General features: G+C 65.8%; 18 protein-coding genes and 2 pseudogenes. 14 read left to right on the top strand and 6 right to left on the bottom strand.

From position 1 onward, the window contains the following. Positions 1–28: 28 nt before the first annotated feature. The 7 genes from AC10V3_RS27105 to AC10V3_RS27075 all read left to right on the top strand — a co-directional run bounded on the left by AC10V3_RS27105 (position 29) and on the right by AC10V3_RS27075 (position 6,385). The gene (locus AC10V3_RS27105; RefSeq protein ID WP_454753049.1) at positions 29–949 is read left to right on the top strand and encodes an aldo/keto reductase; all 921 of its coding nucleotides are present in this window, start codon (positions 29–31) and stop codon (positions 947–949) included. 19 nt (positions 950–968) lie between these two features. Then, a complete protein-coding gene (locus tag AC10V3_RS27100; protein WP_490924283.1) occupies positions 969–2,363 on the top strand; it encodes an NTP/NDP exchange transporter in 1,395 nt (464 codons plus the stop codon). Between the two features lie 135 nt (positions 2,364–2,498). Next, complete coding sequence (locus AC10V3_RS27095; protein WP_454753047.1) at positions 2,499–3,605, top strand: S-(hydroxymethyl)glutathione dehydrogenase/class III alcohol dehydrogenase; 1,107 nt, start codon at positions 2,499–2,501, stop codon at positions 3,603–3,605. Positions 3,606–3,618: 13 nt separating this feature from the next. Then, positions 3,619–4,461 carry an S-formylglutathione hydrolase gene (gene fghA, locus AC10V3_RS27090; RefSeq protein ID WP_022538441.1) on the top strand — a complete coding sequence of 281 codons (843 nt, stop codon included), beginning with the start codon at positions 3,619–3,621 and terminating at the stop codon, positions 4,459–4,461. A 120-nt stretch (positions 4,462–4,581) separates the two neighbouring features. Continuing rightward, on the top strand, positions 4,582–4,728 hold the full coding sequence (locus tag AC10V3_RS27085) for a hypothetical protein (protein ID WP_022538440.1): 147 nt from the start codon (positions 4,582–4,584) through the stop codon (positions 4,726–4,728). A gap of 164 nt (positions 4,729–4,892) precedes the next feature. Then, positions 4,893–5,162, top strand: coding sequence for a hypothetical protein (locus AC10V3_RS27080; RefSeq protein ID WP_022538439.1), 270 nt, complete (start codon positions 4,893–4,895; stop codon positions 5,160–5,162). Positions 5,163–5,299: 137 nt separating this feature from the next. Beyond that, positions 5,300–6,385: an IS630 family transposase gene (locus AC10V3_RS27075; RefSeq protein WP_490924208.1), complete on the top strand. Its 1,086-nt coding sequence runs from the start codon at positions 5,300–5,302 to the stop codon at positions 6,383–6,385. On the opposite strand, the gene AC10V3_RS27070 is transcribed toward AC10V3_RS27075, so the two are convergent. From AC10V3_RS27070 to AC10V3_RS27050, 5 genes and pseudogenes are all read right to left on the bottom strand, one after another. Next, positions 6,382–6,537 (bottom strand): hypothetical protein, encoded by a 156-nt coding sequence (locus AC10V3_RS27070; RefSeq protein ID WP_349605978.1) that lies wholly within the window; start codon positions 6,535–6,537, stop codon positions 6,382–6,384. The genes AC10V3_RS27075 and AC10V3_RS27070 overlap by 4 nt on opposite strands. Positions 6,538–7,238: 701 nt before the next feature. Beyond that, complete coding sequence (locus AC10V3_RS27065) at positions 7,239–7,790, bottom strand: DUF3158 family protein (RefSeq protein WP_454753552.1); 552 nt, start codon at positions 7,788–7,790, stop codon at positions 7,239–7,241. After that, positions 7,723–7,947 (bottom strand): annotated as a pseudogene (locus AC10V3_RS27060) (DUF3158 family protein); the annotation flags it as partial. The gene AC10V3_RS27065 and the pseudogene AC10V3_RS27060, both read right to left, overlap by 68 nt. Before the next feature lie 104 nt (positions 7,948–8,051). Continuing rightward, a pseudogene (locus tag AC10V3_RS27055) lies at positions 8,052–8,529 on the bottom strand (PFL_4669 family integrating conjugative element protein); the annotation flags it as partial. Between the two features lie 210 nt (positions 8,530–8,739). Then, positions 8,740–9,042, bottom strand: a complete 303-nt coding sequence (locus AC10V3_RS27050) for a helix-turn-helix domain-containing protein (protein WP_454753046.1) — start codon at positions 9,040–9,042, stop codon at positions 8,740–8,742. A gap of 192 nt (positions 9,043–9,234) precedes the next feature. Here AC10V3_RS27050 and AC10V3_RS27045 point away from each other — a divergent pair, with 192 nt between their 5' ends. The 5 genes from AC10V3_RS27045 (at position 9,235) to AC10V3_RS27025 (ending at position 13,165) form a co-directional block, all read left to right on the top strand. Beyond that, positions 9,235–9,585, top strand: a complete 351-nt coding sequence (locus AC10V3_RS27045; protein WP_454753045.1) for a DUF2958 domain-containing protein — start codon at positions 9,235–9,237, stop codon at positions 9,583–9,585. A gap of 385 nt (positions 9,586–9,970) precedes the next feature. Further along, positions 9,971–11,341 carry an MFS transporter gene (locus AC10V3_RS27040; protein WP_454753044.1) on the top strand — a complete coding sequence of 457 codons (1,371 nt, stop codon included), beginning with the start codon at positions 9,971–9,973 and terminating at the stop codon, positions 11,339–11,341. Positions 11,342–11,356: 15 nt separating this feature from the next. Next, positions 11,357–12,049, top strand: a complete 693-nt coding sequence (locus tag AC10V3_RS27035; RefSeq protein WP_454753043.1) for a helix-turn-helix domain-containing protein — start codon at positions 11,357–11,359, stop codon at positions 12,047–12,049. Between the two features lie 272 nt (positions 12,050–12,321). Further along, positions 12,322–12,603 carry a DUF3158 family protein gene (locus tag AC10V3_RS27030; RefSeq protein WP_454753042.1) on the top strand — a complete coding sequence of 94 codons (282 nt, stop codon included), beginning with the start codon at positions 12,322–12,324 and terminating at the stop codon, positions 12,601–12,603. After that, complete coding sequence (locus AC10V3_RS27025) at positions 12,485–13,165, top strand: DUF3158 family protein (protein ID WP_454753551.1); 681 nt, start codon at positions 12,485–12,487, stop codon at positions 13,163–13,165. Before AC10V3_RS27030 ends, AC10V3_RS27025 begins: the two co-directional genes overlap by 119 nt. A gap of 62 nt (positions 13,166–13,227) precedes the next feature. Here the strand turns inward: AC10V3_RS27025 and AC10V3_RS27020 are convergent, their stop codons facing one another. Next, entirely contained in the window at positions 13,228–14,244 is a 1,017-nt protein-coding gene (locus AC10V3_RS27020) for an AraC family transcriptional regulator (RefSeq protein WP_022538434.1), read from the bottom strand. Between the two features lie 236 nt (positions 14,245–14,480). On the opposite strand from AC10V3_RS27020, the gene AC10V3_RS27015 reads away from it, so the two are divergent. Both AC10V3_RS27015 and AC10V3_RS27010 read left to right on the top strand, forming a co-directional pair. After that, positions 14,481–15,614, top strand: coding sequence for an acyl-CoA dehydrogenase family protein (locus AC10V3_RS27015; RefSeq protein ID WP_454753041.1), 1,134 nt, complete (start codon positions 14,481–14,483; stop codon positions 15,612–15,614). Positions 15,615–15,655: 41 nt separating this feature from the next. Next, positions 15,656–17,179, top strand: coding sequence for a CoA-acylating methylmalonate-semialdehyde dehydrogenase (locus tag AC10V3_RS27010; protein WP_490924282.1), 1,524 nt, complete (start codon positions 15,656–15,658; stop codon positions 17,177–17,179). Positions 17,180–17,363 lie beyond the last annotated feature (184 nt).

Here is a 17,363-nt window from a genome sequence, read left to right as displayed (position 1 = left end):
ACCAGTGTGACTCGCCGGGAACCGCCCCATGTCGATCGACCGCCGCTCCTTCCTTGGCCTGGCCGCCGGGCTGGCCGCCACCGCCGGATTTGGCGCCGTCGTGCCCGCTGGCGCCGCCACCGTGGCCGCGCCGATGCGCCGCAACATTCCGGGCACCACCGAAGCCCTGCCCGTGATCGGCATGGGCACCGCCGACACCTTCAACGCCGGGGCCACCGCTGCCGACCGCAAGCCGCTGGCCGAGGTGATGGGCCTGCTGCTGCAGACCGAAGGCTCGGTGGTCGACACCGCGCCCAGCTACGGCACCGCCGAGGCCGTGACCGGCGACCTGCTGCGCGCGGCCAATGCCCGCAACCGCGTGTTCCTGGCCACCAAGATTTCGGCCCCGGCCGGCGCCCCCGCGCAGGCGCAGTGGGCCCATTCGCTCGCGGACCTGCACGTGGACAAGGTCGACCTGCTGCAGGTGCACAACCTGATCGACTGGCAGGCCAACCTGCGCTGGCTGCGCGAGCTGAAGGAACAGGGGCGCATCCGCTACCTGGGCATCACCCATTACCGCGAAGACGCGCACGAAGCGCTGGAAAAGATCGTGCGCAGCGAGCGCATCGATTTCGTCCAGGTCAACTATTCCATCGCCGAGCGCAATGCCGAGCGTACGCTGCTGCCGCTGTGCGAGTCGCGCGGCGTGGCGGTGCTGGCGAACCGGCCGTTCCAGGACGGGCGCCTCTTCCGCGCCGTCAAGGACCGCCCGCTGCCGCCCTGGGCCGGCGATATCGACTGTGGCTCCTGGGGCCAGCTCTTCCTCAAGTTCATCGTCAGCCATCCGGCCGTGACCGCGGCCATCCCGGCCACCTCCAAGCCGCGCAATATGGCCGACAACTTGGGCGCGGGGCTGGGCCGCATGCCCGATCCCGGCCAGCGCGAGCGCATCGCCGCGCTGCTGGCCTGACGCGCGAGGCGCCCGCGCCGTGGACGATCCCGCTGTTCCCGATCCGCCCGCCTCCGGTGGCGTGGCGCGGCTGCGGCGCAGCTTCGGCATCCGCCCTGGCGAGGCCGGCGCGGTGGTGGCCGGCTTCCTGTTTTTCTTCTGCCTGTTCGCCAGCTATTTCATGCTGCGTCCGGTGCGCGAGACCATGGGCATCGCCGGCGGCGTGAAGAATCTGCAGTGGCTGTTCACCGCCACGTTCGTGGTGATGCTGGCGGCGATCCCGGTGTACGGCGCTGTCTGTGCATGGCTGCCGCGGCGGCGCTTCGTGCCGTGGGTGTACGCCTTCTTCATCGCCAACCTGCTCGGCTTTGCGCTGGCCACGCGCGCGCTGCCGGACAACGTCTGGCTGGCGCGCGTGTTCTACGTGTGGCTGTCGGTGTTCAACCTGTTCGTGGTCTCGGTGGCGTGGAGCCTGATGGCTGACGTGTTCCGGCCCGAGCAGGCGCGGCGCCTGTTCGCGCTGCTGGCCGCCGGCGCCAGCGCGGGCGGGTTGACCGGGCCGGTGCTGGGCGGCTGGCTGGTGCCGCAGATCGGGCTAACCGGGCTGATGTTGTTGTCCGCCGCGCTGCTGGCGGCGACGCTGCCCGGCGTGGGCTGGCTGTTCGGCTGGCGCCGCCGCGCCGGTGCGGGCCAGGCTTTGGCTGGCGAGGCCCAGGCCGCGGCGGATGCGCACGATCCTGCCAACCCCGTCGGCGGCGGGCTGTTTGCCGGGCTATCGCTGTTGCTGCGCTCGCGCTACCTGCTTGGCATCGGCCTGTTCGTGATCCTGCTGGCCACCGCCAGCACCTTTTTGTATTTCGAACAGGCGCGGCTGGTGTCCGAAACCTTTCCCGACCGCACCCGCCAGACCCAGGTTTTCAGCGCGCTGGACGCCACCGTGCAGGCGCTGACCATCCTGGTCCAGCTGTTCTTCACCGGTCGCATGGCGCGCCGCTACGGCGTTTCGCTGCTGCTCACCGCGGTGCCGCTGGCGGTCGCGGGCGGTTTCCTGGTGCTGGCGCTGCTGCCGACCTTCGGCGTGCTGGCCGGCGTGATGATCCTGCGCCGCGTGGGCGAATACGCGCTGTTGCGCCCCGGGCGCGAGATGCTGTTCACCGTGGTCGACCCGGAAACCAAGTACAAGGCCAAGAACGTGATCGACACCGCGGTCTATCGCGCTGGTGATGCGGTCAGCGCATGGGTCAAGACCGGGATCGATGCGCTGTCGGGGCATCCTGCCACGGTGGCGCTGGCGGGTGCCGCACTGGCGCTGGGCTGGGCCGGGCTGGGATGGTGGCTGGGGCGGCGGCACGAGGGGCAACTGGTGCAACCCGGGGCTGCCAGCGCCAGCGCGACGAGCGCCCACGCCGCGCCGTCATCGCCGCCGTCGCACTGAAAGCGCGCCTTGCGCACCGCACAGGCTGGCCTCCGGCAGCCGGATGGCCGTATAGTCTTGCCCTCGGGCCCCGCATCGTCGCCATCGGCCACCCGCGGCCGCGCCCATCCGTATCCCTACCCCGGAGGACCCCACATGAAGACGAAAGCCGCCATCGCCTGGAAAGCCGGCGCCCCGCTGACCATTGAAGACGTGGACCTGGACGGCCCGCGCGCCGGGGAAGTGCTGGTGGAAGTGAAGGCCACCGGCATCTGCCATACCGACTACTACACGCTGTCCGGCGCTGATCCGGAAGGCATCTTTCCCGCGATCCTCGGTCATGAAGGCGCGGGCATCGTCACCGACGTCGGCCCCGGCGTGACCTCGCTCAAGCCGGGCGACCACGTGATCCCCCTCTACACGCCGGAATGCCGCCAGTGCAAGTTCTGCCTGTCGCGCAAGACCAACCTGTGCCAGGCGATTCGCGCCACCCAGGGCAAGGGCCTGATGCCGGACGGCACCTCGCGCTTCTCGATCGGCGGCAAGCCGATCTTCCACTACATGGGCACCTCGACCTTTGCCAACCACATCGTGGTGCCGGAGATCGCATTGGCCAAGATCCGCCCCGATGCGCCCTTCGACAAGGTCTGCTACATCGGCTGCGGCGTCACCACCGGCGTGGGCGCGGTGCTGTTCACCGCCAAGGTGGAGGCCGGCGCCAACGTGGTGGTGTTCGGCCTCGGCGGCATCGGCCTGAACGTGATCCAGGCCGCGAAGATGGTCGGCGCCGACAAGATCATCGGCGTGGACCTGAACCCGGCGCGGGAAGCGATGGCGCGCAAGTTCGGCATGACGCATTTCATCAACCCGAAGGACGTGGAGAACGTAGTCGACCACATCATCCAGCTGACCGACGGCGGCGCGGACTACTCATTCGAATGCATCGGCAACACGCAGGTCATGCGCCAGGCGCTGGAGTGCTGCCACAAGGGCTGGGGCAAGTCGATCATCATCGGCGTGGCCGAGGCCGGCGCCGAGATCTCGACGCGCCCGTTCCAGCTGGTAACGGGCCGCGAGTGGAAAGGCTCGGCCTTCGGTGGCGCGCGCGGCCGCACCGACGTGCCGAAGATCGTCGACTGGTACATGGAGGGCAAGCTCAATATCGACGACCTGATCACGCACACGCTGCCGCTGGAGCGCATCAACGACGGCTTCGACCTGATGAAGCGCGGCGAGTCGATCCGCTCGGTGGTGCTGTACTAAGGACGGCGCCGACATGGAACTGATCTCGCAACACGGCTGCCATGGCGGCGTGCAGCGCTTCTACCGCCATGATTCGACGGCCATCGGGCTACCGATGCGTTTCTCGGTCTACCTGCCGCCGCAGGCGCAGGGGGGTGCCAAGGTGCCGGTGCTGTTCTACCTGGCCGGCCTGACCTGCACCGAGGAAACCTTCATGATCAAGGCCGGCGCGCAGCGCTTCGCCGCCGAGCACGGCCTGATGCTGGTGGCGCCCGACACCAGCCCGCGCGACGCGGGCCTGCCGGGCGAGGCCGACGCCTGGGACTTCGGCGTAGGCGCCGGCTTCTATGTCGATGCCACCGAGGCGCCCTGGAGCAAGCACTGGCGCATGGAGAGCTACGTCGCCACCGAGCTGTTCGACCTGGTCACCACGGCGCTGCCGGGCGATGCCGGGCGGGTTGGAATCGTCGGGCATTCGATGGGAGGCCACGGCGCACTGGTGCTGGCGCAGCGCCATCCGGATCGCTTCCGCTCGGTGTCGGCCTTTGCCCCGATCGCCGCGCCCACGCGCTGCCCTTGGGGCGAGAAGGCCTTCACCGGTTATCTCGGCCCCGACCGCGCCACATGGGCCGAGCACGACGCCAGCGAACTGATGGCGCGCCAGGAAGCGGCGCCCTTCCCGGCCGGCATCCTGGTCGACCAGGGCCTGGATGACCAGTTCCTGCAGAGCCAGCTGCATCCGCATGCTTTCGAGGCCGCCTGCCAGGCGGCGGGCCAGCCGCTGACGCTGCGCCGGCACAGCGGCTACGACCACGGCTACTACTTCATCACGACCTTTATCGCCGACCACGTCCGCCACCACGCCGCGCAACTCTAGGCAATCGTGCCGATGTGACCGCGCCGGCCCCCAATCAGGGGATGTCCGGCGCGTGGGCTGGCTCCCATAATGACAATCCGACCGGCCACAGAAGCCGGGACAAGAAGATGGGGTCGAACAATGAACCAGGTCACTTCGGTTGGCGGTTATATCCTTGCCTTCCTCGCGGCGCTGCTGATCGCCGTGCGCTGGCTGCTCAGGAACGATCCGGTGTTGCGCGCGGACGAGCCGCCCGAGCCGCCCGAGCCGCCGCGGCGAACCGACTAGGCACGCGCCGCGCCACTCCCGACGCAGGCGTCGGCGACCTCACATCCTACGGACAGCGCAATGGCGCGCCCTTTGCCAGCGCCCACGGGCCCTGCTCGCCCCGTATCATTACAGGTCTCGCCGGACCGGGGCATTCTAGTCGCGCCGCCGACAGCCCCTGACCGATGTCCGTCCGGTTCGCCCTGCTCACGATCACGACCGCGCTCAGCGCCATGATGCTGGCCACCGTGTGGTCGCTGCGCCGCTGCGGGCTGCCCGGTGTTGGCGAATGGTGCAATGCCAACCTGACCGCGACCGGGGCGCTGGTGCTGTTCTCGCTGCGCGGCATGATCCCAGACATGCTTTCGGTCGGCGTTGCCAACGCCGCGCTGGCGTGGTCGCTGGCGCTGTTCTACGCCGGCAGCGTGCGCTTCTGCGGCGGCGTGCCGCCCTAGCACCGGCTGGTTGCAGCCACGGCAGTGACCACCGCCGGCGTGATCGTGTGGCGCTAGTGTAGCGTTCTGTTCTTGATGGAACTTATATGAATTCGGCGTCTCCAATGCCCTACTGCGATACAGCGTGGAGAGAGCGAGTGCGAGTTGCCCCCGAGATCATGTTGACCGACGAGGAGCGAACCAAGTTGACGAGGCTGGTTCGGTCGAAGCTCACGAGCGTGAGGCTGGCGCAGCGCGCGCGCATTGTGCTGCTGGCCGCCAACGGATTGCAGAACAAGGACATCGCCGAGCAGTTGGGAGTCGGACGCGTGCAGGTCTCGCGTTGGCGTGAGCGGTATGCGCAATCGGGGCTGGCCGGTATCGAACGTGACTTGCCGCGCGGTGCGCCGCCGGTGAAGGTGGACACGGCGCGGCTGGTGGAGCTGACCACTCAAACGAAGCCCGTGGCGGCCACGCACTGGAGCACGCGCAAGATGGCCGCCGAGTTGGGCGTGAGCGCCAGCACCGTCATGCGCCATTGGCACGCCCACGGCCTGAAGCCCCATGTCGTGCGCGGCTTCAAGGTCTCGCGCGATCCGCGGTTCGTCGAGAAGCTTGAAGACATCGTTGGCCTCTACATGTCGCCACCCGAGCACGCGCTGGTGCTGTGCTGCGATGAGAAGAGCCAGGTGCAGGCGCTGGATCGCACGCAGCCCGGCTTGCCGTTGAAGAAGGGACGTGCGGCCACCATGATGCACGACTACAAGCGCAACGGCACGACCACGCTGTTTGCCGCGCTCAACGTGCTCGATGGCCAGGTCATCGCCCAGTGCCAGCAGCGCCACCGCCATACCGAGTGGCTGAAGTTCCTGCGCAAGATCGACCGCGAGACGCCCAAGGACAAAACGCTGCATCTGATCGCCGACAACTACGCCACCCACAAGCATCCTGCGGTGCAAGACTGGCTGGCCAAGCATCCGCGCTTCAACATGCACTTCACGCCCACCTCGGCGTCATGGCTGAACATGGTCGAGCGGTTCTTTCGCGACATCACGACCGAGCGACTTCGCCGCGGCGTATTCACCAGCGTGCCGGAACTGGTCGACGCCATCAACGAGTACATCGCTCACCACAACACCAACCCCAAGCCGTTCATCTGGACCAAGAGCGCTCGCGACATCCTACAGAAGGTCATTCGCGCCAACCGCCGCTTAAGTTCCAAACAGAATGGAACATTGCACTAGCCGTCGACGAATTCACCACGCGCGTCGTGATCGTCTCGGCATTCCACGCCGCTGCGCGCCCTGGTCGGGCTGACTTTGCTGCGCCGACGCCCGCGCGGGAAGTCGGCGCGCTTCTTCATCACGACCGCCTGCTTTGCGCTGTTCTTCGCCACCGGGCATGCGGTGCGCGGCACGCCGTCGGCGCTTCAGTGGCTGGGCAACCCCTACATGGCGCAACCGCATTGCGGCGCACAGCGAGCCTGCCTCGACTACGCAAGCGGCACCGGAGGCCGCGCACGCGCTCTGATCGTTGGAGACCATGTGGGTATCAATCCGATGAGGATGGACGCCATGTTTGCGCCAGATGCGTTATATCGCGGAGAACGACACATCGCCAAGTTCGGCTGCCAACTTGCGGCTGCTCCAGTGTGTCGAGCCGTCCTTGGGAGTATGCAAGTTCGCTCCAACACACGCGCCTCCAGCTTGGCCACCGGGCGCTTGGGCGCCCTGCCAAGATGGAACGACACCAGACCGGCCAGCCCTTGCGCCTCTTACGCCGACGTCCATCGCGAGATGAATCCGTCGTTGCAAGCAAGCTTGGAGCGAGTATCTATCCGGCGCTCTCCATCGGCCCAAAGTGCGCGTCACGCAAGGGCCGCATTGCCGTGGCGCTCGCGCATGACGGCCTCCAGGTCAGTACGTTGTCCGCTCGTCCGCATCGTTCGTTGCATGCCCAAGCATGTGGTCACGATACATCCAGTGATTCAATGGACTAGAAGATGCACGCCGCCAGCGCGATGCGCCGCGCTGCCCTCCGAGGTCTTCAGCGTCGGCGTCTGCCTCCGGGCATGAAGCTTCCTTGTAAATGAGCGGTTCATTTGATGGGCGACAGCATGACTGCGCCGAATGAGACCGGCAGCAAGAAAGCCGGACGGCATGGATACCGATTTATGATCGATGGGAAACGGTTGCCGCAGTGGTATGCGTCGATGGCGGCAGCCTGCGGGGCGGGAAACTCGTCTCGGGAGGGCGGGTGGAACCCCGTGGACCGCAGTGGAACTATCCCCAGGGGATAGCCCAGGATACGCCGCAGGTGAATCGCCTCGGCCTGTGCCACGTTGCTAGCGCATTCCTTGGCGTGGCAGGCGACGCTGTGGGTCAGGCTGATCTGCATGTTCAGCGCGATGCGCTGCAGCTCCATCGCGTACAGGTCGTCGATCAGCGAGGCCGGAATTGCGGGGTGGCCGAGCAGCGATTCCCACAAGGCCACGCCCGTGGATGAGCGGTCAATATTGCGCCAGCGCAGGACGGTCGTCCCTGCGCCAGTGGTTTGCAGAGCCAGTTGCACATCGAGCAGGTTGAAGGGGTAGGCCCTCGCCTGGGGCAGCACGCGCCGCTGTGCCAGGACGATCAAGCTGTCGCGCAGCGCCAGGCACTGGCTGGCCCAATGCCTCCAGACTCCCCTTACCTTTAAAAGGTTGTAAAAGGCCTTTTAGGTAGGCTGCGTGTTCCAGTCGCTGGAAGTCCGCCTGTTCCAGCGCCGTGAAGCACGTCGGCTGGATGGGAATAGTGGGTACCGTCATTCCGTCGCACCCTCGTCGCGTTCGGCGGTGCCGGCCTGGTCATCGATGTCCATACCCCACTTTGTGCGGGTGAGGTGGAAGTCCGTCCACTGCCGCACGCACGGCGCGTTCTTCTCCGCAAAGTCATCGCGCGTCGTGCCAGCGAAGCGGTGCTGCTGGGCCAGCGAAAACAGGCTGCGCAGGCGCGCCATCGTTGAGCCAGCGCTCCAGCGTGTCAAGGTCGATCAGCGCCGCATGGTAGGCAAGGATCAGCTTGCTCGCGAGGTCATCGTAGTCGGCCAGCAAGTAGTTTGCGGCGAAGCCGAGCTAGGCGTTGACGAACAGCGGGAGTTTCACCGGTTGCACGTTCAGGTTCTCACCCAGGCTGAGCGCCGGAGGCACGCCGGCCAGCGCCTGCTCCACCTGTTCGCGCAGCGTCTGTAGACTCGTCTTGGTGTCGGCCAACTTGTCCTCGATGCGCAGCATCCACCAGCCCTAGTAGGGATCGTCCTGCTCGGCGCCGCACTTCATCTTGCTCATCACGCTAATGTAGCCGTTGAGCCCGATAATGCCGGGACGCCCCTCCGCGGCAGCGCGGCCATGCTGGTTCGATCCCGACTGATCTCGATCCATGACCCCCACACGGGGTGGACGTGCAACAGCCCGGGGTGGAGCCCCTGTATCAGCCACGAACCTGTAGTGGTTTGACGGCTGCTGCAGGTCAGCGCTACTAGCTAAGGCGGCGACATGCAGCGGCCCATCTTTGCCAACTGTGTTACGACTACTTCAGTCGCACTTGGCAGAATGTGCTAATTAAGGCGCATTCTCGCTTGCAAACGCGATCACAGCGGCTCGATGCTTCTTTGAAAGCCTATGAAATACAAGCAGCAACTCGGCTTCGTCGTCTGCTGATGCATAGAAGTAGGACGTAGGCACCTTCAGCACGGCGGCTATCCTTTCGACAAGCGGCCAATCAGGCGTTCTTTTCCCGAGTTCGTACCGATTCATTCGCGTGCTGGCAGACATAGGGTCTAGCCCGGATTCAATCCCCAGCTTTTCTTGCGATAACCCGGCACGCTGCCGCGCCTCCTTAAGTCGTTTCGCGAGTACTGACATTTCTGCCTTCTGATTGGTGAAGACAGGATCGTCCGGCGTTGTTCTGGCGCAAATACTACCGATTTGGTAGTATTCATATTCTTAATGATGATTGGGAGGTGCGGGGCTTCACTTGATTGCGGCAAGGCGGCAATGGCCGAGCCCAGTGTCGCCTCGCTCCTCCATGGAGTGAATCTTATGGAGGCTGTGACCATGAACCCATCCCTCATCACCTCGGAACAACGCGCGCAACTGCTCGCAAACGGCCAGGCAAACGCAGCCGGCCACGCTGGCGACCCGCTGCCGGTGGTACGGCTCTTTACCCCGGATGCGCATGCGAGCTGGCTACTGGCCGCGCTCGACCCGGCCGACGGTGACACCGCCTACGGTCTGTGCGACGTGGGTATCGGCATGCCCGAACTGAGCCATGTGAAGCTGTCCGACCTCGCATCCATCGTTGGGCCGCTTAAAAGGCCGATTCTTCGCGACCTGTACTTCCGGCCTACGCGACCGCTATCGGCGTATGCGCAGCTGGCGCAGCTCGACGGTTCGATCCCCGACTGACCGAACCGGCTGGCACACCCTGGTAGGCCGGCCCGAGAGGCCCTGCGTCGCCTCATCGGTTGTGCTTTGGGCCGCCGCTGTCGCTCAGAGCAAACAACATGGAAAGACCGATAAGGCGGGACCTGAGGCGCTTGCTCTAGCCCCGGAAGATCCAAAGCCTAGACGCCTCTAGGCGATATCTCGTTGACGAGCTGGTAGAGCGGCTGTGAGAAGAGCCCCCGCCTGAGATACGGCTTGATGTCTCAGCGGCTGGCCGTTTCCATGCAGGCGTGGCGCATCGGACGATGCCGGGGCGGCATCGCTCTCGGGCGACCGTCCGGGTCTTGGCCTCAGAAGGCGAGCCCTAATCGAAGTCCGTTTGATCACTACCCGACGAGGACTGAACGTGAATCCACAACAAGAACCGCAGTTGAAACCCCTGAACGCACCGGGCGGCGTCTTTCCCGTTCCGGCACGCACGCTGGCTGCTCGCGACTACAAGACCTTGGCCCTGGCTGCCCTTGGCGGCACGCTCGAATTCTACGACTTCGTCATCTACGTCTTCTTCGTCACGGTGCTGGGGGCGCTATTCTTCCCGGCCAACATGCCTGACTGGCTGCGACAACTGCAGACCTTCGGCATTTTCGCCGCGGGCTACCTGGCACGCCCGCTGGGCGGCATCGTGATCGCGCACTTTGGTGACCGGCTTGGCCGCAAGCGCATGTTCACGCTCTCGATCTTGCTGATGGCCGCGCCCACGCTGATTATCGGCCTGCTGCCCACCTACGCCAGCATCGGCGTAGCCGCGCCGCTGCTGCTGCTGGCGATGCGCGTGCTGCAGGGCGCGGCCATCGGTGGCGAGATGCCCGGTGCCTGGGTGTTTGTCGGCGAACACGTGCCGAGCCGGCATTACGGTTTCGGCATCGGCACGCTGACCGCTGGCATCACGGGCGGCATCCTGCTGGGGTCGCTCGTTGCCGTCGCCATCAATCGCCACTACTCGCCTGAGCAGGTGAGCGACTTCGCCTGGCGCATTCCCTTCCTCCTGGGCGGTGTCTTCGGGCTTGTGTCCGTGTACCTGCGCCGGTTCCTGCATGAGACCCCCGTGTTCCGCGAGTTGGCTGAGCGCAGCAATCTGGCGCGCGAACTGCCGATCCGCACCGTGCTGCGCGATCACCGCTCGGCCAGTCTGTTCGTCGCACTGCTGACCTGGGTACTTTCCACCTCGATCGTCGTGGCCGTGCTGTATACACCCGCCTACCTGCAGAAGGCCCACCACATTCCCGCCGCGCTCGCGCTCGAAACCAATGCGTTCGCCACCCTCACGCTGACCATCGGCTGCATGATTGTCGGGTGGGCATGCGACCGCATCGGCACCCGGGCCGTCATGCTGATCGGCTGGGGCGGACTCTTCATGACCGCTTACCTCTTCTACGGCAGCCTGCCCGGCACGCCTGCCACGCTGTTCTGGCACTACGGACTGCTGGGTCTGTTCGTCGGCACCATCGCCACCGTGCCGATTGCCGGCGTGCGCGCCTTTCCGGCACCGGTGCGGTTCACCGGTCTCTCGTTTGCCTACAACATGTCTTACGCAGTCTTTGGCGGCCTCACGCCGATGATTCTCACGCTGTGGCTGCAGCACGACACCATGGCGCCTGCTCACTATGTGGCAGTGCTGGCCGCTGTCGGATTCTTGCTTGCGTTCTGGCCCCTCGCCAGGTGCGGCCATGCCATGCGCAATGGCGTGGCCAGCACGGCTGGCCACGCCGGTCGATAACGAAGGAGAAACGATATGAACGCGACGGAAAACACGCCACCAGTACGCCTGCTGACCCCCGCCGAGCTGGCTGTCTGCATCAAGGTGTTCCGCGACGCCCGGCAATGGACTCAAGAGCAGTTGGCCGTGATCGCCGGGCTCAACGTGCGAACCGTTCAGCGCGTCGAGCAAGGCTGGCCCGCCGGCCCCGACACCTGCCGGGCGCTGGCCAGGGCGTTCGATTTCCTGGACATCGACGCGCTCAACAAGCCATTCGCGATTCCACCCGAAGACGAACTCAAGGCTGCGCAGGAACAGTTCGACCACGAGCACGTCACCTTCGCGGCGATTCGGCTGACCACGGGTAAGCAGTTGGCCGAGCTGGCGCAGACCAGCACGATGGATATGTCGCAGCTGGCCTTCGAGATGGGCCGCGAAGCGGATAAAAGCTTCGCCGCGCTGATGGAATATTTCCGCGACTACCGGGATGGCCTGGACTCTTACACCGAAGCGCAGAAGCGCGAGGCGTCTGACACGATGCAAGCCAACATCGATGTGCTCAAGACCCTTGGCGTTTCGCTATGCTATGCCGAGCGCAAAGTGCTGCTGAAGGGGGGCTCGGACCCGGACAGGCCAATGCCAGCTAACGTCCTGTACGTGATCGGGTTTCCGCTCGGCAAGGAACCCAAGCTATTCGCCACGCCAACTTCCGTTGATATTCGTCTGTAGATCCTATGAAGCGAAGCACTCCACGAGCTGACGCCTACAATCAGCTGCTGAGGTTTGCTCACAGGAGAACATCATGCGTACCGATCAGTCATACACGGATAGTAGTGACGTACTGGTGTTGGCTGTGTCACTCGAGCTCGCTGCCGAAACGTGGATGGTAAGCGGGCCGCCAGGTACAGAGCTCGAGAGGGTATGGCGCCCACAGCCCTACATGAACTAGCCGAACACTGCCGTGCTATCCCCAGGGGATAGCACGGCACACCAAGCCTTCCATGCCCGTCCAGCCGACGTGCTTCACGGCGCTGGAACAGGCGGACTTCCAGCGACTGGAACACGCAGCCTACCTAAAAGGCCTTTTACAACCTTTTAAAGGTAAGGGGAGTCTGGAGGCATTGGGCCAGCCAGTGCCTGGCGCTGCGCGACAGCTTGATCGTCCTGGCACAGCGGCGCGTGCTGCCCCAGGCGAGGGCCTACCCCTTCAACCTGCTCGATGTGCAACTGGCTCTGCAAACCACTGGCGCAGGGACGACCGTCCTGCGCTGGCGCAATATTGACCGCTCATCCACGGGCGTGGCCTTGTGGGAATCGCTGCTCGGCCACCCCGCAATTCCGGCCTCGCTGATCGACGACCTGTACGCGATGGAGCTGCAGCGCATCGCGCTGAACATGCAGATCAGCCTGACCCACAGCATCGCCCGCCACGCCAAGGAATGCGCTAGCAACGTGGCACAGGCCGAGGCGATTCACCTGCGGCGTATCCTGGGCTATCCCCTGGGGATAGTTCCACTGCGGTCCACGGGGTTCCACCCGCCCTCCCGAGACGAGTTTCCCGCCCCGCAGGCTGCCGCCATCGACGCATACCACTGCGGCAACCGTTTCCCATCGATCATAAATCGGTATCCATGCCGTCCGGCTTTCTTGCTGCCGGTCTCATTCGGCGCAGTCATGCTGTCGCCCATCAATGAACCGCTCATTTACAAGGAAGCTTCATGCCCGGAGGCAGACCGATTGCGGCTGACGGACGATGGACCGCCGGAGTTGCGACGTCCACAGATGAGCCCCCAAAGTGAAACAAAGCTTCGCGAACCCGTTTCACGAAAGGAGCTTGCAAAATGAATGCGTCTGACACAGCCCTTCCATAGCATTCAGCCCCCTCCCCTTTGACCGGCCGGCGGCGGTCAGGCCTCGTCCGCAAACTTACGGTACGCGCCGGGACGCGACCCGGTCCAGCGCCGGAACGCGCGGTGGAACGCGCCCGGTTCGGCAAAACCCAGTTCCGCAGCGATATCCGCCACCGGCCGGCCGGAATGGCTTAGCGCCTCGATGGCCAGGTCGCGCCGCAGAGCGTCCTTGAGGTCTTGGTAGCTGACGCCTTCGTCCATCAGCCGGCGCCGCAGCGACGACGCCGACAGGTTCAAGCTGTGCGCCAGCGCTTCAAAGGTGGGCCACTGCTCCGGCCGCTGGTTGCGCAGCAGTCGACGCACACGCGCGCCCACGCTGGCGCGGTCCGAGTACTTCACCACCACGTTGTGCGGGGCCTCGCGCAGGAAGGACTTCAAGCTGCGTTCGTCCTGGCGCACCGGCTGATCGAGCAGCGCGGCATCGAACACCAGCGCCGTGGCCGGCTGGCCAAAGGCCAGCTGGCGCGAGTACATGACGCGGTACTCCGCGCTGTAGGCAGGCTCGTCATAGTCGAACGCCGCCAGCAGCACTGGCACGCGCCGGCGCAGCAACCAGCTCATCAGGCCGAGCAGCATGATCAGCATGGTTTCCTTGGCGAACACGCCGGGCCGCCGGCCTAGTTGGCCGCTCGGCGCGGTCAGCACCAGCGCCGCCTCGTTGCCGTGCCGGTCCAGCCGCACGCCGATATCGTCCAGCAGCAAGCGAAAATACCGCGTGATTCGCTCCAGGCCCTGCCCCAGCGTGCGGCTGCCCGCCACCGCGTGACACAGCATGGCAAAGCTGCCGCACTTCATGCTGCGCGAATCCTGGCCGAAAAATTCATCGTCGAGCGCCGCCGCCACGGCCAGCCACAGCTCGCTGTAGCTGGCGGCCGACACGCGCGCCTGCGGCACCGCCAGCAGCGCCGGCGCAATGCCGGCGCCGCGCAGCACGGGTTCCGGGTCGATGCCGCGCGGACGCAGCCCGGCAATGGCGTGGTGGACGAAACAGATGGCAACGCTGCCTTTTTCCATGGCGCTAGGTGATGGCGTGCAAGCCGGCAGGCCCGCTGGCAAAGCCATCGGCAAAGCTGCCGGGGCGCCAACGTGGCAAACGAGTTCAGGAAGATTGGCGGATTTTGGCATAGGAGCCCGCCCGCGGCGTTCCTACACTGCCTGCAGGTCAACGCCGAACGCGCATTCTGCCTCACTTGCCGCGTGGCGCCAAACGGAGCCCTGAACAGGCTCCCCATACGCCAGCCCCCATAGCCATGCACAGCGACTACACCGAACAGCAAACAATGATCCGCGACAGCGCGCGCGCCTTTGCCAGCGAGCGCCTGGCCGCGGGCGCCGCACAGTGGGACCGCGACGGCCGCCTGCCGGAAGACGTGGTGGCCGAGATGGGCGCCCTGGGCCTGCTCGGCATGATCGTGCCCGAGGAATGGGGCGGCACCTATACGGACTATGTCGCCTACGCCCTTGCCATCGAGGAAATCGCAGCGGGCTGCGCAGCCTGCGCCACGCTGATGAGCGTGCACAACTCGGTGGGTTGCGGGCCGATCCTGCACTACGGCACCGACGCGCAGAAGGAGCGCTACCTGGCCAGCCTGGCCAGCGGCGAAATGATCGGCGCCTTCTGCCTGACCGAGCCGCAGGCCGGCTCCGAGGCCCACAACCTGCGCACCCGCGCCAGGTTCACCGACAACGGCTGGGTCCTCAACGGCAGCAAGCAGTTCGTCACCAATGGCAAGCGCGCCGGCGTGGCGGTGGTGTTTGCCGCCACCGAGCCCGAGCTTGGCAAGAAGGGCATCTCGGCCTTTCTCGTCCCCACCAATACGCCGGGCTTTATCGTCCATGCGCCGGAAAAGAAGCTGGGCATCCGCGCCTCCGACACCTGCGCGATTACCCTGGAAGACTGCACCGTGCCGCACGACGCGCTGCTCGGCGAGCCCGGCGAGGGGCTGCGCATCGCGCTGTCCAACCTCGAAGGCGGCCGCATCGGCATTGCGGCGCAGGCAATCGGCATTGCGCGTTCGGCGTTTGAAGCCGCATGCCGCTATGCGTCGGAGCGCATCCAGTTCGGCCGCCCGCTGCGCGAGCATCCGCCCATCGCCAACATGCTGGCCGACATGGCCACCGAGCTGAATGCCGCGCGCCTGCTGGTGCACCGTGCCGCGCGCATGCGCAGCGAAGGCTCGCCGTGCCTGTCCGAAGCCTCGCAGGCCAAGCTGTACGCCTCCGAGCTGGCCGAGCGCGTCTGCTCCAAGGCGCTGCAGATCCACGGCGGCTATGGCTACCTGGAAGACTACCCGGTCGAGCGCCACTACCGCGACGCCCGCATCACCCAGATCTATGAAGGCACCAGCGAAATCCAGCGCATGCTGATCGCGCGCAGCCTGTAACCCTTGCCATCCTCATACCAACACACCGTCCGGAGACAACCATGAGCGCAGTGCCCAAGACCGACCATGCCGTGCCGACCGTACCGCTGCTGATCAACGGCGAATGGGTGGAATCGTCCGCCACCGAGTTCCGCCAGGTGGTCAACCCCGCCACCCAGGAAGTGCTGGCACGCGTGCCGCTGGCCACCGCCAGCGAGGTCGCCACCGCCGTCGGCGCCGCGCACCGCGCCTTTGCCATGTGGCGCCACACGCCTATCGGCGCGCGGCTGCGCATCATGCTGCGCTACCAGGCGCTGATCCGCGAGCACAGCAAGCGCATCGCCGCCGTCCTGACCGCCGAGCAGGGCAAGACCCTGGCCGATGCCGAGGGCGATATCTTCCGCGGCCTGGAAGTGGTCGAGCATGCCTGCTCGATCGGCACGCTGCAGCAAGGTGGCTTCGCCGAGAACGTCGCTTCCACCGTCGACACCTACACGCTGCAGCAGCCGATCGGCGTCTGCGCCGGCATCACGCCCTTCAACTTCCCCGCGATGATCCCGCTGTGGATGTTCCCGATGGCGATCGTGTGCGGCAACACCTTCGTGCTCAAGCCGTCGGAACAGGACCCGCTGTCGACCATGGAACTGGTCAAGCTGGCGCTGGAAGCCGGCGTGCCGCCGGGCGTGCTGAACGTGGTGCACGGCGCCAAGGACGTGGTCGATGCCCTGTGCACGCACCCGGACATCAAGGCGGTGTCGTTCGTGGGCTCGACCGCGGTCGGCACGCACGTCTACAACCTGGCCGGCGCGCACGGTAAGCGCGTGCAGTCGATGATGGGCGCGAAGAACCACGCCGTGGTGCTGCCCGACGCGCACAAGGAACAGACGCTGAACGCACTGGCCGGCGCCGGCTTCGGCGCGGCGGGGCAACGCTGCATGGCCACGTCGGTGGTGGTGCTGGTCGGCGCGGCACGCGAGTGGGTGCCAGACCTGGTCGAGCGCGCCAAGACCCTGAAAGTCGGCGCCGGCGCCGAGGCCGGCACCGATGTCGGCCCGGTCGTGTCGGTGGCCGCCAAGGAGCGAGTGCTGGGGCTGATCGCCAGTGGCGAGCGCGAAGGCGCCAAGCTCGCGCTCGATGGCCGCAACGTGCAGGTGCCGGGCTACCCGGAAGGCAACTTCATCGGGCCGACCATCTTTACCGAAGTCGGCACCGACATGACGATCTACACCGAAGAGATCTTCGGGCCGGTGCTGGTGGTGATCGGCGTCGAGACGCTGGATGATGCCATCGCGCTGGTCAACCGCAACCCGTTCGGCAACGGCACCGGCGTGTTCACGCAGAGCGGTGCTGCCGCGCGCAAGTTCCAGAGCGAGATCGACGTCGGCCAGGTCGGCATCAACATCCCCATCCCGGTGCCGGTGCCCTACTTCAGCTTCACCGGCTCGCGCGGCTCCAAGCTGGGCGATCTGGGTCCGTACGGCAAGCAGGTGGTGCAGTTCTATACGCAGACCAAGACGGTGACGGCGCGGTGGTTTGATGACGCGACGGTGAATGATGGGGTGAATACGACGATCAGTCTGAAGTAATGCGAGGCACGTCGCAGGGCCGGCGGTTTGCTCCCCTTTCCCGCTTGCGGGAGAGGGGCCGGGGGAGAGGGCAGGCGCTGGCAGGACCTCTGACCTACGCGAACCACCGGCACGCGAACTTTCATGGCTGCTGAACTGACGCAGTAGCGATTGACATCCCCGCCCTCTCCCCCGCCCCTCTTCC

The organism is Cupriavidus sp. PB-02, from assembly GCF_058252315.1.
The sequence above is the reverse complement of the archived record's forward strand: the minus strand, read 5'-3'. Positions and strand labels throughout refer to the sequence as shown.

Coding starts and splice junctions, on each gene's coding strand:
- AC10V3_RS27105 (WP_454753049.1), top strand. CDS start 29: ATGTCGATCGACCGCCGCTCCTTCCTTGGCCTGGCCGCCGGGCTGGCC.
- AC10V3_RS27095 (WP_454753047.1), top strand. CDS start 2,499: ATGAAGACGAAAGCCGCCATCGCCTGGAAAGCCGGCGCCCCGCTGACC.
- fghA (WP_022538441.1), top strand. CDS start 3,619: ATGGAACTGATCTCGCAACACGGCTGCCATGGCGGCGTGCAGCGCTTC.
- AC10V3_RS27085 (WP_022538440.1), top strand. CDS start 4,582: ATGAACCAGGTCACTTCGGTTGGCGGTTATATCCTTGCCTTCCTCGCG.
- AC10V3_RS27080 (WP_022538439.1), top strand. CDS start 4,893: ATGTCCGTCCGGTTCGCCCTGCTCACGATCACGACCGCGCTCAGCGCC.
- AC10V3_RS27050 (WP_454753046.1), bottom strand. CDS start 9,042: ATGTCAGTACTCGCGAAACGACTTAAGGAGGCGCGGCAGCGTGCCGGG.
- AC10V3_RS27045 (WP_454753045.1), top strand. CDS start 9,235: ATGAACCCATCCCTCATCACCTCGGAACAACGCGCGCAACTGCTCGCA.
- AC10V3_RS27035 (WP_454753043.1), top strand. CDS start 11,357: ATGAACGCGACGGAAAACACGCCACCAGTACGCCTGCTGACCCCCGCC.
- AC10V3_RS27030 (WP_454753042.1), top strand. CDS start 12,322: ATGCCCGTCCAGCCGACGTGCTTCACGGCGCTGGAACAGGCGGACTTC.
- AC10V3_RS27020 (WP_022538434.1), bottom strand. CDS start 14,244: ATGGAAAAAGGCAGCGTTGCCATCTGTTTCGTCCACCACGCCATTGCC.
- AC10V3_RS27015 (WP_454753041.1), top strand. CDS start 14,481: ATGCACAGCGACTACACCGAACAGCAAACAATGATCCGCGACAGCGCG.
- AC10V3_RS27010 (WP_490924282.1), top strand. CDS start 15,656: ATGAGCGCAGTGCCCAAGACCGACCATGCCGTGCCGACCGTACCGCTG.